We start from the raw sequence: 19,388 nt of genomic DNA, 5'->3' as shown, positions 1-19,388 counted from the left end.
CGTATCACGCCCTGTCCGCGACGCGTTCGCCGAGCAGGCCTTGTGGCCGCAGCAGCAGGACGACGATGAGGAGGACGAAGGCCCACACGTCCTTCCAGGCACCGCCGCCGAAGAGGTCCATGCCGGGGACGTCGCTCATGTAGCCGGTGGCGAGGGCTTCGGCGACGCCGAGGACGACGCCGCCGAGCATGGCGCCGTAGATGTTGCCGATGCCGCCGAGGACGGCTGCGGTGAAGGCCTTGAGGCCCATGATGAAGCCCATGCGGAAGCCGATCTGGCCGTTCTTGAGCCCGTAGGCGACGGCGGCGACGGCGGCGAACGCGGCACCGATGGCGAAGGCCATGACGATGATGCGGTCGGTGTTGATGCCCATGAGCTTGGCGGTGTCGGGGTCCTGCGAGGTGGCCTGCATGCCGCGGCCGGCCCGGGTCTTGGAGACGAAGAGGCCGAGGGCGATCATGCAGACGGGGGCGGAGATGAGGACGAAGAGGTCACCGCGCTGGACGTGGGCGCCGAAGATGTCGAAGGCGTCGCCCTTGAACTGCGGGAAGGGGTGGTCCTTGGTGGCGTCGGGGTACCACTTCCAGATGGCCTGCTGGAGTGCCAGGGAGAGCCCGATCGCGGTGATCAGCGGGGCGAGCCGGGGGGCGTTGCGCAGGGGCCGGTACGCGAAGCGTTCGGCGGCGACGCTGATGGCGACGGAGCATATGACGCCGCCGATGATCATGAGGGGGACGATAGCGAGGAGGTTGGAGCCGGCCGGCATCCAGAGGTACACGGTGAGAGCTCCGAAGCCTCCGATCATGAAGATCTCGCCGTGGGCGAAGTTGATGAGCTGGATGATTCCGTAGACCATCGTGTAGCCGATCGCGATGAGTCCGTACATCGCGCCGAGGATGAGTCCATTGGCCAGCTGTTGCGGCAGTTCGTGCACCGCAGGGCCTCCGTGGAGTGGTTCGGATATGGCACCGCGCGGGAGTGCTCGTAGCGCTCCCGCGCGGTCTGGGGTCGGTCGGGGCGTGCCCGGGAGTTACGGCTTGTAGGCCTCGCTGAGCTTGGAGACCCACTTGCCGCCGTCGACCTGGTAGGCGGTCATCATGGTGTTGGTGGTGTCGCCGAACTCGTCGAAGGAGACCGGGCCGGTGACGCCGTCGAACTTGACCTTGCTCATGGCGTCGAGCACCTTGGCGCGGGCGTCGTCGGGGAGCTTGCCGTCGTTCTCGGAGACGGCGATCTTGACGGCCTCGATGACGGCCCAGGTGGCGTCGTAGGTGCCGCCCCCGTAGGCCTCGTAGGCGTCCTTGTAGCCGGCGGTCTTGTAGTCGGCGATGAACTGCTTGGCGGAGTCGAGCTCCTCGACGGGCTTGCCGACGGAGGTCGCGATGTCGCCCTGGGCCTTCTTGTTGAGCTTGATGAAGTCGGCGCTGTACATGCCGTCGCCGCCCATGAGGGGGATCTGGACGCTGTCCTTGAGCTGCTGGCTCAGGGGCGCGCCGGCGGGGTACTCACCGCCGTAGTAGACGGCCTTGGCGCCGGACTTCTTGACCTTGGCCACGACGGCGTTGAAGTCGCGGTCGTCGGGGTTGACGTGGTCGGAGCCGACGATCTTGCCACCGAGGTCGGTGAAGGTGGCCTTGAAGGACGCGGCGAGGCCGGCGCCGTAGGTCTTCTGGTCGTCGATGAGGTAGACCTGCTTGATCTTCGCGTCGTTGTACAGGTACTTCGCGGCGAAGGCGCCCTGGATCTGGTCCGTGGTGGCGGTGCGGAAGAAGGTCTTGAAGGGGCGCTTCTTGTCGCCGCTCTTCCAGTTGTTGCCCTGGGTCAGCTCGGTGCCGGTGTTGGCCGGGGAGACCTGGGTGAGGCTGGCGTCGTTGAGCGGCTTCTGCATGGACTGCGAGACGCTGGAGTTCAGGGGGCCGACGACGCCGAGGACGTCCTTGTTGTCGATGAACTTCTGGGCGTTCTGTCCGCCGACGGAGGGCTGGGCCTGGTCGTCGAGGGGCTGCACCTTGAAGGTGACTCCGGGGACGAGCTTCTTCTTGTTCGCGATGCTGACGGCGAGGTCGGCGGAGTTCTTGATGCCGAGGCCGAGGGCGGAGAGGTCACCGGTGAGCGGTGCGTCGACGCCGATGACGACGGTCGTGTTGCCGCTGCCGCTGTTGCCGTCGCTCTTGTTGTCGTCGTCGCGCGACCCGCAGGCGGTGAGCGTCAGTGCACCGGTGGTGAGCACTGTGGTGAGGATGAGCAAAGAACGGTGTCGCACGAAAGGTCCTTTCCCTGGCGCGGCCTCCTCGCTTGAGGTGCCGTGTCGTTCGCCGGGCCGTACTGGGTTGGTACAGGGCCGTGCTTGCAGACGCGCCCGGCGGCGCGGTGACTGGCCGTGACTCTAAGGGCAGTGGTGGGGGTCGGGAGGGGTGCCGGCCAAGGATGTGACTGTCTTGTTATGCCCTTGAGCAAGGCTTGAGGTGGCTGGGCGGACATGTACGGCTTTTTACCGGACCGTGAAGTGACCGCAATGTGAGAACGCGCAGCTCTGCTAAGGGGCTTGAGGTGATCTTGCTGCTGTCGCCCGGCGGGGGCCCGGTGCGGGGGTGCGGGGGCATGCCGGAGGGCCCGGTGGCGTCGGGGCCGGGCTGATCGCGTCGCGGCGGGGCGCGCCACCTCGGGCGTTGGTTACGCTGCGTTACGGTGGCGGGGGTGCGGCGACGCGGTGTGGTGGTGGGGGCGGGTGAGGTGTGGGCAGCTGAGTGGGCCATGGAACGGAGCGCCGGGTCAAGGGGGTTGACGCCGCGCGCCGCTCAATTTCCTTGATCATGGCGGTGGTTGTGCCCGGATATGCCGCTGCCCGGCCGTTTTGGGTCACGGCCGGGCAGGGGTGGTGAGGCGTGGCGCGGGGTCAGGACGCTTCGGGTGCGGGGGCCTCGCGCAGCAGGCAGGTGAGGCGGGCGGTGCAGACCCGCTTGCCCTGCTCGTCGGTGATGGCGATCTCGTACGTGGCGGTGGTGCGTCCCCGGTGCACGGGGGTGGCGGTGCCGGTGACCAGGCCGCTTCGTACCCCTCGGTGATGGGTGCAGTTCAGGTCGACGCCCACGGCGAACTTGGACGGGCCGCCGTGCAGCATCGATCCGACGGAGCCCAGGGTCTCGGCGAGGACGGCGGAGGCGCCGCCGTGCAGGAGTCCGTAGGGCTGGGTGTTGCCCTCGACCGGCATGGTGCCGACGACGCGCTCGGCGGAGGCTTCGAGGATGCGGACGCCCATGCGCTCGCCGAGGTGGCCGGCGGAGAAGAGGGCGGGCAGGTCGACGCCGAGCGCGGCGTACTCGTCGATGATCTCCTGGGGGAACGTGGGTGTGGTGTGCTCGCCCATGGGTCCGCCTTTCGTCTCGGTGCGGTGCTCGTATGCGTCGTTCTTATCAGACGCCTGAGCGAGCGCTTAGCCCACCGGCTCGAAGCGCACCACGACGGACTTGGAGGCGGGGGTGTTGCTGGTGTCGGCGGTGGAGTCGAGGGGGACCAGCACATTGGTCTCCGGGTAGTACGCGGCGGCGCAGCCCCGGGCGGTGGGGTAGTGGACGACGCGGAAGCCGGGGGCGCGGCGCTCCACACCGTCCTTCCACTCGCTGACGAGGTCGGTGTAGGACCCGTCGGGCAGCCCGAGGGCTTCCGCGTCCTCGGGGTGTACGAGGACGACGCGGCGGCCGCCCTTGATGCCCCGGTAGCGGTCGTCGAGACCGTAGATCGTGGTGTTGTACTGGTCGTGGGAGCGCAGGGTCTGGAGCAGCAGCCGGCCCTCGGGCAGCTCGGGGAACTCGACCGGTGCGGCGGTGAAGTTGGCCTTTCCTGTGGCGGTGGGGAAGCGGCGGGAGTCGCGGGGGCCGTGCGGGAGGGTGAAGCCGCCGGGGTGGGCGATGCGGGCGTTGAAGTTCTCGAAGCCGGGGACGACCCGGGAGATGCGGTCCCGGATCGTCGCGTAGTCCTTCTCGAACTCCTCCCAGGGGGTGGCGGATTCGGGGCCGAGGACGGCGCGGGCGAGGCGGGCGACGATGGCGGGTTCGGAGAGCAGGTGCGGGCTCGCGGGGGTGAGGTTGCCGCGCGAGGCGTGGACCTTGCTCATGGAGTCCTCGACGGTGACGAACTGCTTGCCGCCCGCCTGGACGTCCTTGTCGGTACGGCCGAGGGTGGGAAGGATCAGCGCGTGGGCGCCGGTGACGGCGTGGGAGCGGTTGAGCTTGGTGGAGACGTGGACGGTGAGGCGCGCGTTGCGCATGGCGGCCTCGGTGACGTCGGTGTCGGGGGTGGCGGCGACGAAGTTCCCGCCCATCGCGAAGAAGACCTTGGCCTCGCCGTCGCGCAGGGCGCGGATCGCGCGGACCACGTCGTAGCCGTGGTGGCGCGGTGAGGTGATCCCGAACTCCTTGTCGAGGGCGTCGAGGAAGGCGGGCGCGGGCCGTTCGAAGATGCCCATGGTGCGGTCGCCCTGGACGTTGGAGTGGCCGCGCACGGGGCAGACCCCGGCGCCGGGGCGGCCGATGTTGCCGCGCAGCAGGAGGAAGTTGACGACCTCGCGGATGGTCGGCACGGAGTGCTTGTGCTGGGTGAGGCCCATGGCCCAGCAGACGACGGTGCGCTCCGATTCCAGGACCATCGCGAGGGCCTGTTCGACGGCGGCGCGGTCGAGTCCGGTCGCGGCGAGCGTCGCGTCCCAGTCCGCCTGGGCCGCGGCGGCGGCGAACTCCTCGTAGCCGTGGGTGTGTTCGGTGACGAACGTCCGGTCGACGGCGCCCTCGGTCTCCAGGATCAGTTTGTTCAGGAGGCGGAAGAGGGCCTGGTCGCCGCCGATCCGGATCTGGAGGAAGAGGTCGTTGAGCGGGGTGCCCTTGAGCATGCCCTGCGGGGTCTGCGGGTTCTTGAAGCGTTCGAGGCCGGCCTCGGGCAGCGGGTTCACCGAGATGATCTTCGCGCCGGCCGCCTTGGCCTGCTCCAGGGCGGAGAGCATCCGGGGGTGGTTGGTGCCGGGGTTCTGCCCGGCGATGATGATCAGGTCGGCGTGGTGCAGGTCCTCCAGGGACACCGAGCCCTTGCCGACGCCGATCGTCTCGGTGAGCGCGGAGCCCGAGGACTCGTGGCACATGTTGGAGCAGTCCGGCAGGTTGTTGGTGCCGAACTCGCGGGCGAAGAGCTGAAGGAGGAACGCGGCCTCGTTGCTGGTGCGCCCGGAGGTGTAGAAGACGGCCTCGTCGGGGGAGGCGAGGGCGCCCAGCTCCTCGGCCATGATGTCGAAGGCCCGCTCCCAGGTGATGGCCTCGTAGCGGTCGGCGCCCTCGGGGAGGTAGACGGGCTGGGTGATGCGGCCCTGCTGGCCGAGCCAGTAGCCGCTGCGCCCGGCGAGGTCGGAGACGGGGTGCTCGGCGAAGAAGTCCGGGGTGACCCGGCGGAGCGTGGCCTCCTCGGCGACGGCCTTGACGCCGTTCTCGCAGAACTCGGCGGTGTGCCGCTTGTCGCCCTCGGGCCAGGCGCAGCCGGGGCAGTCGAAGCCGTCCTTCTGGTTGACCTTGAGGAGGGTCTGCGCGGTGCGGCGCAGGCCCATCTGCTGCTGGGCGACGCGCAGGCTCTGGGCGACGGCGGGCAGCCCGGCGGCGGAGTGCTGGGCCGGTCCGACCCGGGGGGCGTCCTGGACGGGGTCTCCTGCGGGTGGCTTGCTGGCCATGGTGCTCCCCTTCGAGCCGGCTGCGGGCCCCCGGGAGGTGTCCCGCGGGTCCGCCGTGTGTGTTTCCTTCTCCCTGTCGATCCTGGCACGCGTTCCGGGCCGGGTGCCCGGTGAGGCGTCGCGGGCGGTGGCCGGTCCGGATTGTCAGTGGTCCGTGGCAGGATCGGGGTGTGGCTGAGACGGCATCGAAGAAGACGGCAGACAACCGACCGCGCCTGCTCCTCATGGACGGGCACTCCCTGGCGTACCGGGCGTTCTTTGCGCTGCCCGCGGAGAATTTCACGACGGCGGCGGGCCAGCCGACGAACGCGGTGTACGGCTTCATGTCGATGCTCGCGAACACGCTGCGTGACGAGGCGCCGACGCACTTCGCCGTGGCGTTCGACGTGTCCCGCAAGACCTGGCGGGCGCAGGAGTTCCCCGAGTACAAGGCGAACCGGTCGAAGACCCCCGACGAGTTCAAGGGCCAGGTCGAGCTGATCGGCGAGCTGCTGGACGCGATGCACGCGGACCGGTTCGCGGTGGACGGCTTCGAGGCGGACGACGTCATCGCGACGCTCGCGACGCAGGCCGAGGCGGCCGGCTTCGAGGTCCTGATCGTCACGGGCGACCGCGACTCGTTCCAGCTGATCACGGACAACGTGACCGTGCTGTACCCCACCAAGGGCGTCTCCGAGCTGACCCGGTTCACCCCGGAGAAGGTCGTGGAGAAGTACGGCCTCACCCCCCGGCAGTATCCGGACTTCGCGGCGCTGCGCGGTGACCCGTCGGACAACCTTCCGAGCATCCCCAAGGTCGGCGAGAAGACCGCCGCGAAGTGGATCAACCAGTTCGGCTCGTTCGACGAGCTGATCGCGCGGGCCGACGAGGTCAAGGGCGTCGCCGGGCAGAACCTCCGCGACCACCTGGACGCGGTGAAGCTGAACCGCGTGCTGACCGAGATGGTCCGGGACGTGGAGCTGCCGAAGACCCCGGAGGGGCTGGAGCGCGCCCCGTACGACCGCACGGCGGTCACCGGCATCCTCGACATACTGGAGATCCGCAACCCGAGCCTGCGTGAGCGGCTGCTCGCCGTGGACCCGGGCGCGGCGGAGGCCGAGCCGCCCGCGCCCGCCGCCGGGATCGAGCTGGACGGGACCGTGCTCGGTACCGGCGAGGTCGGCCCCTGGCTGGCGGAGCACGGCGCGCAGCCGCTGGGTGTCATGACGGTCGACACCTGGTCGCTCGGGGTGGGCACGGTCACCGAGATCGCGCTCGCCGCCGCCGACGGCTCGGCCGCCTGGCTGGACCCGGCGCAGCTGGACGAGGCCGACGAGCAGGCGTTCGCCGCCTGGGTCGCGGACCCGGTCCGGCCCAAGGTCATGCACAACGCGAAGAGCGCGATGCGGGTCTTCCCGGAGCACGGCTGGCACCTCGACGGCGTCACGATGGACACCGCGCTCGCCGCGTATCTGGTGAAGCCCGGCCGCCGTTCGTTCGCGCTGGACGCGCTGGCCGTGGAGTACCTGGGCCGCGAGCTGGCCCCGGCCGCCGCGGCCGACGGCCAGCTGGCGTTCGGCGCCGACGACCGGGCGGAGGCCGACGCCCTGATGGCGCAGGCCCGCGCGGTCCTGGATCTCGGTGACGCGTTCACTGAGCGGCTGAAGGAGGTCGGCGCGGCCGAGCTGCTGCACGACATGGAGCTCCCGACGTCGATCCTGCTCGCCCGCCTGGAGCGGCACGGCATCGCGGCGGACCGGGCCCATCTGGAGGGCATGGAGCAGCAGTTCGCCGGGGCCGTCCAGCAGGCGGTGAAGGAGGCGCACGCGTCGGTGGGCCGGGAGTTCAACCTCGGTTCGCCCAAGCAGCTCCAGGAGGTCCTGTTCGGCGAGCTGGGCCTGCCGAAGACCAAGAGGACCAAGACCGGTTACACGACGGACGCGGACGCGCTGGCCTGGCTGGCCGGCCAGACCGAGCACGAGCTGCCGGTCCTCATGCTCCGCCACCGCGAGCAGGCGAAGCTCCGGGTCACGGTTGAGGGCCTGGTGAAGACGATCGCGGCGGACGGTCGCATCCACACCACGTTCAACCAGACGGTGGCCGCGACCGGCCGCCTCTCCTCCACCGACCCGAATCTGCAGAACATCCCCGTCCGCACGGACGAGGGCCGGGCGATCCGCCGGGGCTTCGTCGTCGGTGAGGGCTTCGAGACGCTGATGACGGCCGACTACAGCCAGATCGAACTGCGCGTGATGGCCCACCTCTCCGAGGACGCGGGCCTGATCGAGGCGTTCACCTCCGGCGAGGACCTGCACACCACGGTCGCCTCGCAGGTCTTCGGTGTCGGGAAGTCCGCGGTCGACCCGGAGATGCGGCGCAAGATCAAGGCCATGAGCTACGGCCTGGCGTACGGGCTGTCCGCCTTCGGCCTCTCCCAGCAGCTGAACATCGAGGCGGGCGAGGCCAGGGTCCTGATGGACACCTACTTCGAGCGGTTCGGCGGGGTGCGGGACTATCTGCGCCGCGTCGTGGAGGAGGCCCGGGCGACCGGATACACGGAGACGGTCTTCGGTCGCCGCCGCTACCTCCCCGACCTGAACAGCGACAACCGCCAGCGCCGCGAGACCGCCGAGCGGATGGCGCTCAACGCCCCGATCCAGGGCACCGCCGCCGACATCGTCAAGGTCGCCATGCTCCACGTCGACCGGGCGCTGACCGAGGCGGAGCTGAAGTCCCGGATGCTGCTCCAGGTGCACGACGAAATCGTGCTGGAGATCGCCGCGGGCGAGCGGGAGCAGGTCGAGCGCATCCTGCGCCACGAGATGTCCACGGCGGTGCAGCTGCGCGCCCCGCTGGACGTGTCGGTCGGCGTCGGCGGCGACTGGGAGTCAGCGGCCCACTGACCGCGGGTGGCCGGGGTCCGCGGGCGCCCCGGCCGGCTCCGCCTCCCGCCGCGCCGGTGCTAGGGCCTTTCGTTTGGATCAGGCCGGGCTCGCGGCGCCTGGCACGCGCATCTGCCGCGTTGTCGTCAATCACCAACGCTCCGCGTTGCCTCAATCCTCCGCCTTGCAGCTGCACGCACCAGGCCCCGCTCCCTGATCCGGCCTGATCCAAACGAAAGGCCCTGGCCACACCGCCGCCGCGTACAGCACGAGCCCCGCCGCGAGACCGGCGCCCGCGCCGAAGCAGGCCGTCGGGATGATGTCCAGCGGCGTATCGATGTGCCCGTAGTACGCGTACCAGCGGGCGCACCGGTGGGCGGTGCCCAGCACGGCGCACAACCCGATCGAGGCGAGCGCCCAGCCTCGGACCCGCGCGGTCAGCACCGGCACCGAGGCGGGCACCGGCCGGTCCCCGGTCCGCCGCAGCCCCGACACCGTGAACCAGGCGAGCAGCAGCAGGGCCGGGGCGGACGTGCCGTACTGGACGAGCGTGAAGACGGGGTATCCGGCCACGCTGCCGTCGAGCCCGGGCACCAGCCGTACGCCCCACCGGTCGTGATGGGTGAAGGCGTCCCACACGACATGGGTGGCGGACCCGATCACCGCCGACACCACGAACCACGTGGCGTCCCGTGCCCCAAGTCCCCACCGTCCGGGGCCCGTCGGCGCCCCTCCGCCCCGCAGCCAGGTGTGCACCCGCCCCCGCCACCGCTCCGGCAGCAGCGCCACCAGCGGGTCGCGCAGCAGCAGCCACAGGCCGAGCGCCAGCGCGGTGATCAGGACGTCCACCGTGACGACACCCCACACCGCGTGGGTGACCTCGCCGAACTCCATCGCGCCCGGAATCACCGAGTCCGCGAAGTACGTCAGGTCGGGGGCGAACGACCCGGCGACCAGGGCGGAGGCGAGCAGCGCACCACGGCCCGTGCCGTCGCGCCGTATCCCCGGGAGCACGGCGGCGGCATGGCTGAGAGTGAAGGGCATGCGGGCAGTATGCGTGACCCGGCGGGGCAGTCCCGGGGTGGCCCGGCGGGCAGGAAGATCCGTCACGGGAATGTCCGCACGTGGACAACTTGTGTTCAGGAAGGTGAGAAAGCGGTAAGAACCGCCACGCCCGCTGTGTGCGCGCCGGAGGAGTTGCCGTAGGGTCGCCTGAGTCCAGGCGCAGGGGAGCGCCGACAGCGACGAGGGGGAGGGCCCACACACCATGGCAGCGCAATTCGGTCGCCGACTGTACAGAGGAGCGGCCACCACCGCCGTGGCTGCCGTGGCCGTGGCGGCGCTCTCCGCCTCGCAGGCCCCCGGGGCCCCGTCGCCGGTCGTCGCGGCGGACGGCGACCAGCCGGCCGCCGGCTCCTCGACCCCCGCGGACCAGGGCGGCGGCGTCTCCGGCGACTCGCCGTACTACACGGACCTGCCGCCGCTGAACACCCCGGACAAGCCGGGCAGTTCGGCCGACCTGCCGGTGACCGGCCCCGCCGAGTCCGGCATACCCGCCTCCGTCCTGGCGGCGTACAAGAAGGCCGAGCGGACCGTCGGGGGCACGGACGCGGCCTGCCGGCTGCCGTGGCAGTTGCTCGCCGCGATCGGCAAGGTCGAGTCCGGGCAGGCCCGGGGCGGCCGGGTCGACGCGCAGGGCACCACGCTCTCCCCGATCCTCGGCCCCGCCCTCGACGGCAACGGCTTCGCCCTGATCAAGGACACCGACAACGGTGCCTACGACGGGGACCGGACGCACGACCGGGCGGTCGGCCCGATGCAGTTCATCCCGTCCACCTGGGCGACCTGGGGCCAGGACGGCAACGGCGACGGCCGCAAGGACCCCAACAACGTCTACGACGCCGCGCTCGCCGCCGGCCGCTACCTCTGCGCCGGCGACCGCGACCTGTCGACCGCCGCCGACCTGGACCGGGCGGTCCTGAGCTACAACCACTCCGACGTGTACCTGCGTACGGTGCGCTCCTGGTTCACGTACTACAACCGCGGCACGCACGAGGTCCCCGACGGCAGCGGCGTCCTCCCGACCGGCCCCACCAGCCGGAACCCCGGACCCAGCCGCCCGGGCGGCGGCCCGTCGAGCACCCCGTCCCCGACGCCCTCGCCGTCCGAGACGCCAAAGCCGGGCACGTCCACCAAGCCCACGAAGCCCGCCGAGCCGTCGGACCCCGGCCCCGAGCCCTCGAAGCCGAAGCCCCCGACGCACACCCCGACCCCGGCGCCCACCCCGTCCCAGAAGGTGACGGCGCTTCAGAACGACGGCACGGGCACGCTGACCGCCACCGCCGGCGAGAAGTTCGACGGCACGGTGAAGGTGCGGGCGCACGACGCCCTCGGCAAGCCGGTCGCCAAGGCGCAGGTGACCTTCACCGTCGTCGGTGACACCGACGCCGCGTTCGACGGCGGCTTCAAGGCGGTCACCCTCGACACCGGGGCCGACGGCAAGGCGTCCTCGCCGGTGCTCCGCGCGGGCGAGAAGACCGGCGAGTTCACCGTGCGGGCCACCGTGAAGGGCACCTCGGTCGCCACCACCTTCAAGGCGACCGTCACCGCCCGCCAGGCCGACGCCATCGCCAGGACCGGCACCACCGAGCTGACCGCCGTCGCCGGTGCGACCTTCGACGACATCACCGTCGCCGCCACCTACAAGGGCAAGGCCGCGGGCAAGGTCGCCGTCACCGCCACCATGATCACCGACGGCGACGACCCGGCCGTCAACGACAAGGGCCCGTACTGCACGGACGACGACGGCAACCCCGTCCGCACCATCGAGCTCACCACGGCCGCCGACGGCAGTCTGAAGCTCCCGAAGTTCTACGCGGACGGACCGGCCGGCACGTACAAGCTGCGCCTCACCACCGAGGGCGGCGCCACGGTCACCATCGACCTGACCGTCGAGCAGCGCACGGCCACCGCCGCCTCCTGACACCACGCCGCAGCCCCTCCGCCCGGCGGAGGGGCTGCGGCGTGCTCACTCCCGCTTCAGCCGCGCCTTCGTGAAGCGGGTCGCCTCCATCGTCGTCGGGTCCTCCGGCCACGGGTGCTTCGGATAGCGGCCGCGCAGTTCCGCCCGGACCGCCTTGTAGCCGTCGCGCCAGAACGACGCCAGGTCCGCCGTCACCGCCGCCGGCCGCCCGGCGGGGGAGAGCAGGTGCACCAGGACCGGAACGCCCGCCACCTCCGGGGTCTCCTGGAGCCCGAACAGCTCCTGGAGCTTCACCGCGAGCACCGGCTGCTCCCCGCCGTACTCCACCCGGATCCGCGAACCGCTGGGCACCTCGATCCGCTCCGGTGCCAGCGTGTCCAGCCGGACCGCCTCGCCCGTCGCCCACGGCAGCAGCCTCCGCAGCGCCTGCCCCGCGTCGACCGTGGCCAGGTCCGAGCGCCGCCGCGCCCGGGACAGCTCGGGCTCCAGCCAGGCCCCCGGGTCCGAGAGCAGCGCCCCGTCCGACACGTCCGGCCACGGCTCGCCCAGCACCCGGTGCAGGAAGGCCAGCCGCTCCCGCAGCTGCCCCGCGTCCCGGCTCCACCGCAGCAGCCCCGGGCCCTCGCGTCGCAGCCCCTCGACCAGGGCCTCGCGGACCAGTCCCGGATCGGGCTGCTTCAGCGGGCGCGCGGCCAGCTCGACCGCCCCCAGCCGCTCCACCCGGCGGGCCACCACGTCCCGGCCGTCCCAGCGGACTTCCTCGCCCGCGCACCGCAGCGGCCCCGCCGCCAGGAGCGCGGTGTCCTCGTCGATGACGGCCGCCAGGCGCACCCGGGCCGACGCCGCGTGCGCCGGCCGGTCCGCGACCGCCACGGCCAGCCAGGGCGCCCCGCGCAGCCCGGAGCCCTCGCCCGGCTCCGCGCCCGTGCCCGACGCCATCAGGAACGCCCCGCCGCCCCGCGCCCGCGCCACCCGCTCCGGGAACGCCAGGGCGGCGACCAGCCCCACCGCCGCGTCGTCCGCGACGCTCCGGCCGGAACCGCCGTCGCCCTTCAGCGCGGACGACAGGCGCCGCACCTCCTGGCGCCAGCGCCCCGCGTAGGCGTCCTGGCCCCGGCGCGCGGTGCGCAGCACGGCCGCCAGGTCGTCCCCGTACGCGCGCGGCGGTTCCTCGCTCAGCAGCGCCACCACCTCGGCGGCCCGGCGCCCGCCCACCTCGGCCGCCCCGTCCAGCAGCGCCCGGGCCAGCCGGGGGTGCAGTCCGAGCCGGGACATCCGCACGCCCCGCTCGGTGACCCGGCCGTCCGGACCCACCGCGCCGACCGCGCCGAGGACCTCGCGCGCTGCGGTCATCGCGCCCTCCGGCGGGGCGTCGAGCAGCGCGAGCCCGGACGCGTCCGGATCACCCCAGCAGGCCGCCTGGAGGGCGAACGCCGTCAGATCGGCCACCCTGATCTCCGGCGAGGGGAACCGGGCGAGCCGGCCGTCCTCCGCCCGGTCCCAGCAGCGGTACACCGTCCCCGGCGCCTCGCGCCCCGCCCGGCCCGCGCGCTGCCGGCCCGCCGCCTGCGACGCCCGTACGGTGGCCAGCGCGCTCAGCCCCCGGGCGTGATCGGTGCGCGGTTCCCGGGCGAGCCCCGAATCGACCACCGTCCGCACCCCGGGGACCGTCAGCGACGACTCCGCCACCGAGGTCGCCAGGACCACCCGGCGCCCTTCCGAGGACCCGGCCAGCACCGCGTCCTGCACGGCCGCCGGGGCCCGCCCGTGCACCTGGAGCACCTCGGCCGCCACGCCCGTCAGTTGCCCGGCCACCCGGCCGATCTCGCCGACGCCGGGCAGGAAGCACAGCACGTCGCCGTCCCGCTCGGCGAGCGCCCGCCGCACCACGGAGGCGACATGGCTCAGCAGCGCCGGGTCGACCCGCATCCCGTGCGGCGGCCGTACCGGCACCGACGGCGGGGCCCACACCACGTCCACCGGGTGCGACACGCCCTGCGCCTCGACCACCGGGGCGTCCCCGAGCAGCCGTGCCCAGCCCTCCGCGTCCGTCGTCGCGGACGCCGCCACCAGGCGCAGGTCCGGGCGGAGCGCGGCGCGCACGTCCAGCAGGAACGCGGCCACCGTGTCCGCGTCCAGATGGCGCTCGTGGCACTCGTCGATGATCACCGCGTCCACCCCGGCCAGCTCCTGGTCGCGCTGCAACCGCTGGAGCAGCACACCGGTGGTGACGACCTCCACCACGGTGTCCGGGCCCACCACCCGCTCGCCGCGCACGGTGAACCCGACACGTTCCCCGGTCCGCTCGCCCAGCAGCCACGCCATGCGCCGGGCCGCCGCGCGGGCGGCGATCCGGCGCGGCTCGGCGACGACAACCCGGCGCACCTGGCCCTCGCCGGTCAGCCCCGCCAGGGCGAGCGGGACGAGGGTGGTCTTGCCGGTGCCGGGGGGTGCGCACAGCACCGCGGTCCCGTGGTCGTCGAGCGCCTGCCGGAGGGCGGGGACGGCGGTGCGGACGGGCAGCCGGTCGAGGGCGTCGGTGCGGATCACGCCCCCAGTCTCGTACGGAGGGCGCCCGCGCCCCGAACCGGCCTGATCCAGAGGAAAGGCCCTAGGGGGTGTCTTGTCGATCAGGGTCGGATCAGGCTGCGGCGTCTGGTGCGGTGCATCGCAAGGCGCCGGAGCGTCTCGGCTGGGGTCTCCCCTGCTCGAACGGAGTTGAGAGCTCGGGGAAGGAGCTATTGGGGCGTTTCGGCAACGCCGCGAGGTGCCGTGCCAGGCGTCGCGGACCCGGCCATGATCGGCAAGACACCCCCTAGTCCCGTACGCAGACGAAGATCGCGGTCCCCGGGATCAGGTTGCCGCGCAGCGGGGACCAGCCGCCCCACTCCTGGTCGTTCCAGGAGGGCCACTCCGGCTCGACCAGGTCCACCAGCCGGAAGCCGCCCGCGACCACGTCCCGGATCCGGTCGCCCAGCGTGCGGTGGTGCTCGACGTACACCGCGTTGCCCTGCTCGTCCTGCTCGACGTAGGGCGTGCGGTCGAAGTAGGAGGCGGCCACCGAAAGGCCCTCGGGGCCCGGCTCGTCCGGGAAGGCCCAGCGGACGGGGTGCGTCACGGAGAACACCCAGCGGCCGCCGGGGCGCAGCACCCGGCGGACCTCGCGGAAGACCTGGACCGGGTCGGCGACGAAGGGCACCGCGCCGTAGGCGGAGCAGGCGAGGTCGAAGGAGGCGTCGCGGAACGGCAGCCGCCCGGCGTCCGCCTCGACCAGCGGGACGTCCTCGCCGATGCGCAGGGCGTGCTGGAGCTGGCGGTGGGAGAGATCCAGGGCGACGGGGCGGGCGCCCTGCGCGGCCAGCCAGCGGGAGCACTGCGCCGCGCCGGCGCCGATCTCCAGGACGTCGAGCCCCTTCAACGCGGTGGCGGGGCCCAGCAGCCCGGCCGTCTCCTCGTCCAGGCCCTCGGGGCCCCAGACGAAGCGGTCGTCGCCGAGGAAGGCGCCGTGGTCGCTCTGGTACTCGTCGGCGTTCCGGTTCCACCAGCTCCGGCTGGCCCGGCTGCTCTCGGCGGTCCCGGCGGTGCGGCGGGTCGCCTCGGGTTCGGCGGCGTACATCTCTTGGCTCATCGTGTCCGTCGTTGTAGTTTGCCTTCACCCCGTCGTACGCGGTACGTACCAAGGGGGCCTGCGCAGCGCTGAACCGGTGTGTCCCGACGCTGCCGGACACGATCTGGCCTCGGTGAACCCGAGTTGTGCCGGATATGGGGCTTTGTGCCCGTGGTGTCCGCCTTCGCGCATTGACCGTGCCCTGCTGCCCCCGTATGCTACAAGTTGCGCTGCGAGCCTGCGCTCCTCAGACCTAGCAGGCCGCGCTCGCATCTGTTGCTAGTCCCCTCGGTTCACGAGGCGCCTTCCGGTCACGGAATTGGCGCTTCCCGGGCTGTCCGGCTTAGGCAGAGGCGATACGGGCTTTCGGCGTAGCAGTACCTACGACTCACTGTCCGTACCGGAGCCCTTTCCCACATGACGAGCAGCACCGAGACCACCGCCACCACTCCGCAGGTTGCGGTCAACGACATCGGCGACGCGGACGCGTTCCTCGCGGCGATCGACGAGACGATCAAGTACTTCAACGACGGCGACATCGTTGACGGTGTCATCGTCAAGGTTGACCGGGACGAGGTTCTCCTCGACATCGGTTACAAGACCGAAGGTGTCATCCCGAGCCGCGAGCTCTCGATCAAGCACGACGTCGACCCGAACGAGGTCGTCAAGGTCGGTGACGAGATCGAGGCCCTGGTTCTCCAGAAGGAGGACAAGGAAGGCCGCCTGATCCTCTCGAAGAAGCGCGCTCAGTACGAGCGTGCCTGGGGCACCATCGAGAAGATCAAGGAAGAGGACGGCATCGTCACCGGTACCGTCATCGAGGTCGTCAAGGGTGGTCTCATCCTCGACATCGGCCTCCGTGGCTTCCTCCCGGCGTCGCTCGTCGAGATGCGTCGTGTCCGCGACCTCCAGCCGTACGTGGGCAAGGAGCTCGAGGCCAAGATCATCGAGCTGGACAAGAACCGCAACAACGTGGTCCTGTCCCGCCGTGCCTGGCTCGAGCAGACCCAGTCCGAGGTCCGCCAGACGTTCCTCACGACCCTCCAGAAGGGTCAGGTCCGCTCCGGCGTCGTCTCCTCGATCGTCAACTTCGGTGCCTTCGTGGACCTGGGCGGCGTCGACGGTCTGGTGCACGTCTCCGAGCTGTCCTGGAAGCACATCGACCACCCCTCCGAGGTTGTCGAGGTCGGCCAGGAGGTCACCGTCGAGGTCCTCGACGTCGACATGGACCGCGAGCGCGTCTCGCTGTCGCTCAAGGCGACGCAGGAAGACCCGTGGCAGCAGTTCGCCCGTACGCACCAGATCGGGCAGGTCGTCCCCGGTAAGGTCACCAAGCTCGTTCCGTTCGGTGCGTTCGTCCGCGTGGACGAGGGCATCGAGGGCCTGGTCCACATCTCCGAGCTGGCCGAGCGCCACGTGGAGATCCCGGAGCAGGTCGTCCAGGTCAACGACGAGATCTTCGTCAAGGTCATCGACATCGACCTCGAGCGCCGTCGCATCAGCCTCTCGCTGAAGCAGGCCAACGAGGCGTTCGGCGGCGACCCGGCCTCGGTCGAGTTCGACCCGACCCTGTACGGCATGGCCGCGTCCTACGACGACCAGGGCAACTACATCTACCCCGAGGGCTTCGACCCCGAGACCAACGACTGGCTCGAGGGCTTCGAGGCTCAGCGCGAGGTCTGGGAGACCCAGTACGCCGAGGCGCAGCAGCGCTTCGAGCAGCACCAGGCCCAGGTCATCAAGTCCCGCGAGGCCGACGAGGCCGCTGCCGCCGAGGGCGCTGCCGCCCCCGCCGGCAACGCCCCGGCCGCCTCGGGCGGCAGTGGCGGCGGCTCCTACTCCTCGGAGTCCGCGGACAACTCCGGCGCCCTGGCGTCGGACGAGGCCCTCGCCGCGCTCCGCGAGAAGCTGGCGGGTGGCCAGAGCTGACGCTCTGTCCCTCCGGCCGGTCATCGGCTGCGGTAGGTAAGTGACCGTGAGGCCCGCTCCCTTCGGGGAGCGGGCCTCGCGTGTTTCCGGAGTGAAAGAGCGCGTACGGGGAATGACCGGGGTACCCCGGGGCGTTCTTCTCCAGGAACACAAGGAGGAGCGGTAACCGTGCCTGATCCGCAGAGTTTGTACGAATGGGAGCCGAAGGGCCTGGCTGTGGTCGACATGGCGCTCGCCCAGGAGTCGGCCGGCCTGGTCATGCTCTACCACTTCGAGGGCTACATCGACGCGGGTGAGACCGGCGAGCAGATCGTGGACGGCCTGCTCGAATCGCTGCCGCACCAGGTCGTGGCCCGCTTCGACCACGACCGCCTGATCGACTACCGCGCCCGGCGTCCGCTGCTGACGTTCAAGCGCGACCGCTGGGCGGCGTACGAGACGCCCGCCCTGGAGGTCCGCGTCGTCCAGGACGCCACGGGCGCGCCGTTCCTGCTGCTGTCCGGACCCGAACCCGACGTGGAGTGGGAGAGGTTCGCCGCCGCCGTCGAGGAGGTGGTCGAGCGCCTGGGTGTCCGCCTCGCGGTCAACTTCCACGGCATCCCGATGGGCGTCCCGCACACCCGCCCCGTCGGCATCACCCCGCACGGCAACCGCACCGACCTCACGCCCGGCCACCGCAGCCCCTTCGAGGAGGCGCAGGTCCCCGGCTCCGCCGAGGCGCTGGTCGAGTACCGGCTGATGGAGGCGGGCCACGACGTGCTCGGCGTCGCCGCCCACGTCCCGCACTACGTCGCCCGCTCCGCCTACCCGGACGCCGCGCTCACCGCGCTGGAGGCGATCACGGCCGCGACCGGCCTGGTCCTGCCGTCCGTCGCGCACTCCCTGCGCACCGAGGCGCACCGCACCCAGACGGAGATCGACCGCCAGATCGGCCAGGGCGACGAGGAACTGGTCTCGCTGGTCGAGGGCCTTGAGCACCAGTACGACGCGGTCGCGGGCGCGGAGACCCGGGGCAACCTGGTCGCCGAACCGGCGGACCTGCCGTCGGCCGACGAGATCGGCCTCGAATTCGAGAAGTTCCTCGCCGAGCGCGAGGGCGACGTCTGAGCGCCGCCCCGTTTTCGTGCCCGCTGCCCGTGGCCCCGCCTGTGGGGGCCACGGGCAGCGGGCATTAGGCTCCGGGCATGCTGAGAGTGGGCCTGACCGGGGGCATCGGAGCCGGTAAGAGCGAAGTGTCACGGCTGCTCGTCGGGCACGGGGCCGTCCTGATCGACTCGGACCGCATCGCCCGTGAGGTGGTCGAGCCGGGCACCCCCGGACTCGCCGCCGTGGCCGAGGAGTTCGGCCCCGGCGTCCTGGCCCCGGACGGCACTCTGGACCGGCCCGCGCTCGGTGCGATCGTCTTCGCCGACCCGGACCGCCTCGCCGCGCTCAACGCGATCGTCCACCCCCTGGTCCGCGACCGCTCCGCCGAACTGGAGAAGGCCGCCGGACCGGACTCCGTGGTCGTCCACGACGTCCCCCTCCTCACCGAGAACGGCCTCGCCCCCCTCTACGACCTGGTCATCGTGGTCGACGCCGCCCCGGAGACCCAGCTCGACCGGCTCGTCCGGCTGCGCGGCATGACCGAGGCGGACGCCCGCGCCCGGATGGCCGCCCAGGCCACCCGCGAACAGCGGCGCGCCGTCGCCGACCTGGTCATCGACAACGACGGACCGGTGGAGGAGCTGGTGGCCCGGGTCCGCGAGGTCTGGGCGGAGCTGAGCCGCCGGGCGGCGGCGAAGGGCTGAGCCGGGGCCGCGCCAAGGGGTCGTACCGGAATACCCGCAGCCGCCCCCGTGTTCACCCCGGGACGGACCAGGGAAGGATGCCACCGTGCCCGAGAGGACCCCGGAAACCGACGTCATCGACTTCCGTGCGGCCGAGCAGCTGCTCGCCGCGCGCGATCCCCGGGGCGCCGTGCGGCTGCTCGACTCGGTGATCGCCGCCCACCCCGAGAACACCGCCGCCCGGCTGCTGCGCGCCCGCGCCTTCTTCGCGGCGGCCCAGCTGCGCCCCGCCGAGCTGGAATTCGAGCTGGTGCTGGAGCGCGAACCCGACAACGCCTTCGCGCACTTCGCCCTCGCCCGCACCTTCGAGCGCTCCGGCCACCCCGAGCGCGCCACCCGCCACTTCCGGCTGGCGGCCGCGCTCGACCCGAAGCCGGAGTACCTGCGCGCGGCCCGCTTCGACAGCTAGGTGTTCTGTCCTGGGAGGTTGTGGACGGGTGAGCCAGGTCTCGGCTGAGGGATCTTGAAGCAG

General features: G+C 71.8%; 13 protein-coding genes. 6 read left to right on the top strand and 7 right to left on the bottom strand.

Annotated elements, in window-relative coordinates; all coding sequences use genetic code 11:
- Nucleotides 1-4: 4 nt before the first annotated feature.
- The 4 genes from OHS17_RS08015 to OHS17_RS08000 form a co-directional block, all read right to left on the bottom strand.
- The gene (locus OHS17_RS08015; RefSeq protein WP_330311602.1) at nt 5-934 is read right to left on the bottom strand and encodes a branched-chain amino acid ABC transporter permease; all 930 of its coding nucleotides are present in this window, start codon (nt 932-934) and stop codon (nt 5-7) included.
- A gap of 96 nt (nt 935-1,030) precedes the next feature.
- Entirely contained in the window at nt 1,031-2,248 is a 1,218-nt protein-coding gene (locus tag OHS17_RS08010) for a branched-chain amino acid ABC transporter substrate-binding protein (RefSeq protein WP_330315185.1), read from the bottom strand.
- A 648-nt stretch (nt 2,249-2,896) separates the two neighbouring features.
- On the bottom strand, nt 2,897-3,367 hold the full coding sequence (locus tag OHS17_RS08005) for a PaaI family thioesterase (RefSeq protein ID WP_018104551.1): 471 nt from the start codon (nt 3,365-3,367) through the stop codon (nt 2,897-2,899).
- 66 nt (nt 3,368-3,433) lie between these two features.
- Nucleotides 3,434-5,707 carry an FdhF/YdeP family oxidoreductase gene (locus OHS17_RS08000; protein WP_330311601.1) on the bottom strand — a complete coding sequence of 758 codons (2,274 nt, stop codon included), beginning with the start codon at nt 5,705-5,707 and terminating at the stop codon, nt 3,434-3,436.
- 170 nt (nt 5,708-5,877) lie between these two features.
- On the opposite strand from OHS17_RS08000, the gene polA reads away from it, so the two are divergent.
- Nucleotides 5,878-8,589: a DNA polymerase I gene (polA, locus tag OHS17_RS07995; protein WP_330311600.1), complete on the top strand. Its 2,712-nt coding sequence runs from the start codon at nt 5,878-5,880 to the stop codon at nt 8,587-8,589.
- A 150-nt stretch (nt 8,590-8,739) separates the two neighbouring features.
- Here polA and OHS17_RS07990 read toward each other — a convergent pair whose 3' ends face one another.
- The gene (locus OHS17_RS07990; RefSeq protein WP_330311599.1) at nt 8,740-9,612 is read right to left on the bottom strand and encodes a DUF4184 family protein; all 873 of its coding nucleotides are present in this window, start codon (nt 9,610-9,612) and stop codon (nt 8,740-8,742) included.
- A 223-nt stretch (nt 9,613-9,835) separates the two neighbouring features.
- Between OHS17_RS07990 and OHS17_RS07985 the strand changes: the two genes are divergently transcribed.
- Nucleotides 9,836-11,551 (top strand): lytic transglycosylase domain-containing protein, encoded by a 1,716-nt coding sequence (locus OHS17_RS07985; RefSeq protein ID WP_330311598.1) that lies wholly within the window; start codon nt 9,836-9,838, stop codon nt 11,549-11,551.
- A 45-nt stretch (nt 11,552-11,596) separates the two neighbouring features.
- Here the strand turns inward: OHS17_RS07985 and hrpB are convergent, their stop codons facing one another.
- Both hrpB and OHS17_RS07975 read right to left on the bottom strand, forming a co-directional pair.
- A complete protein-coding gene (gene hrpB, locus OHS17_RS07980; protein WP_330311597.1) occupies nt 11,597-14,101 on the bottom strand; it encodes an ATP-dependent helicase HrpB in 2,505 nt (834 codons plus the stop codon).
- A 265-nt stretch (nt 14,102-14,366) separates the two neighbouring features.
- Complete coding sequence (locus tag OHS17_RS07975; protein ID WP_330311596.1) at nt 14,367-15,179, bottom strand: class I SAM-dependent methyltransferase; 813 nt, start codon at nt 15,177-15,179, stop codon at nt 14,367-14,369.
- A gap of 396 nt (nt 15,180-15,575) precedes the next feature.
- On the opposite strand from OHS17_RS07975, the gene rpsA reads away from it, so the two are divergent.
- From rpsA to OHS17_RS07955, 4 genes are all read left to right on the top strand, one after another.
- Nucleotides 15,576-17,087, top strand: coding sequence for a 30S ribosomal protein S1 (gene rpsA, locus OHS17_RS07970; protein WP_018104558.1), 1,512 nt, complete (start codon nt 15,576-15,578; stop codon nt 17,085-17,087).
- Nucleotides 17,088-17,255: 168 nt separating this feature from the next.
- Nucleotides 17,256-18,194, top strand: coding sequence for a PAC2 family protein (locus OHS17_RS07965; RefSeq protein WP_330311595.1), 939 nt, complete (start codon nt 17,256-17,258; stop codon nt 18,192-18,194).
- A gap of 77 nt (nt 18,195-18,271) precedes the next feature.
- Nucleotides 18,272-18,877: a dephospho-CoA kinase gene (gene coaE, locus OHS17_RS07960; RefSeq protein ID WP_330311594.1), complete on the top strand. Its 606-nt coding sequence runs from the start codon at nt 18,272-18,274 to the stop codon at nt 18,875-18,877.
- Between the two features lie 85 nt (nt 18,878-18,962).
- Nucleotides 18,963-19,325, top strand: a complete 363-nt coding sequence (locus OHS17_RS07955; protein WP_018104561.1) for a tetratricopeptide repeat protein — start codon at nt 18,963-18,965, stop codon at nt 19,323-19,325.
- Nucleotides 19,326-19,388: the final 63 nt, after the last annotated feature.

The sequence above is a fragment of the Streptomyces sp. NBC_00523 genome, assembly GCF_036346615.1.
Lineage (GTDB): Bacteria > Actinomycetota > Actinomycetes > Streptomycetales > Streptomycetaceae > Streptomyces.
This window is presented reverse-complemented; position numbering and strand designations above follow the sequence as displayed.

Bases quoted from the DNA above. Each gene is read 5' to 3' on its own strand.
- OHS17_RS08005 (WP_018104551.1), bottom strand. From the start codon at position 3,367: ATGGGCGAGCACACCACACCCACGTTCCCCCAGGAGATCATCGACGAG.
- OHS17_RS08000 (WP_330311601.1), bottom strand. From the start codon at position 5,707: ATGGCCAGCAAGCCACCCGCAGGAGACCCCGTCCAGGACGCCCCCCGG.
- OHS17_RS07990 (WP_330311599.1), bottom strand. From the start codon at position 9,612: ATGCCCTTCACTCTCAGCCATGCCGCCGCCGTGCTCCCGGGGATACGG.
- OHS17_RS07985 (WP_330311598.1), top strand. From the start codon at position 9,836: ATGGCAGCGCAATTCGGTCGCCGACTGTACAGAGGAGCGGCCACCACC.
- OHS17_RS07975 (WP_330311596.1), bottom strand. From the start codon at position 15,179: ATGAGCCAAGAGATGTACGCCGCCGAACCCGAGGCGACCCGCCGCACC.
- rpsA (WP_018104558.1), top strand. From the start codon at position 15,576: ATGACGAGCAGCACCGAGACCACCGCCACCACTCCGCAGGTTGCGGTC.
- coaE (WP_330311594.1), top strand. From the start codon at position 18,272: ATGCTGAGAGTGGGCCTGACCGGGGGCATCGGAGCCGGTAAGAGCGAA.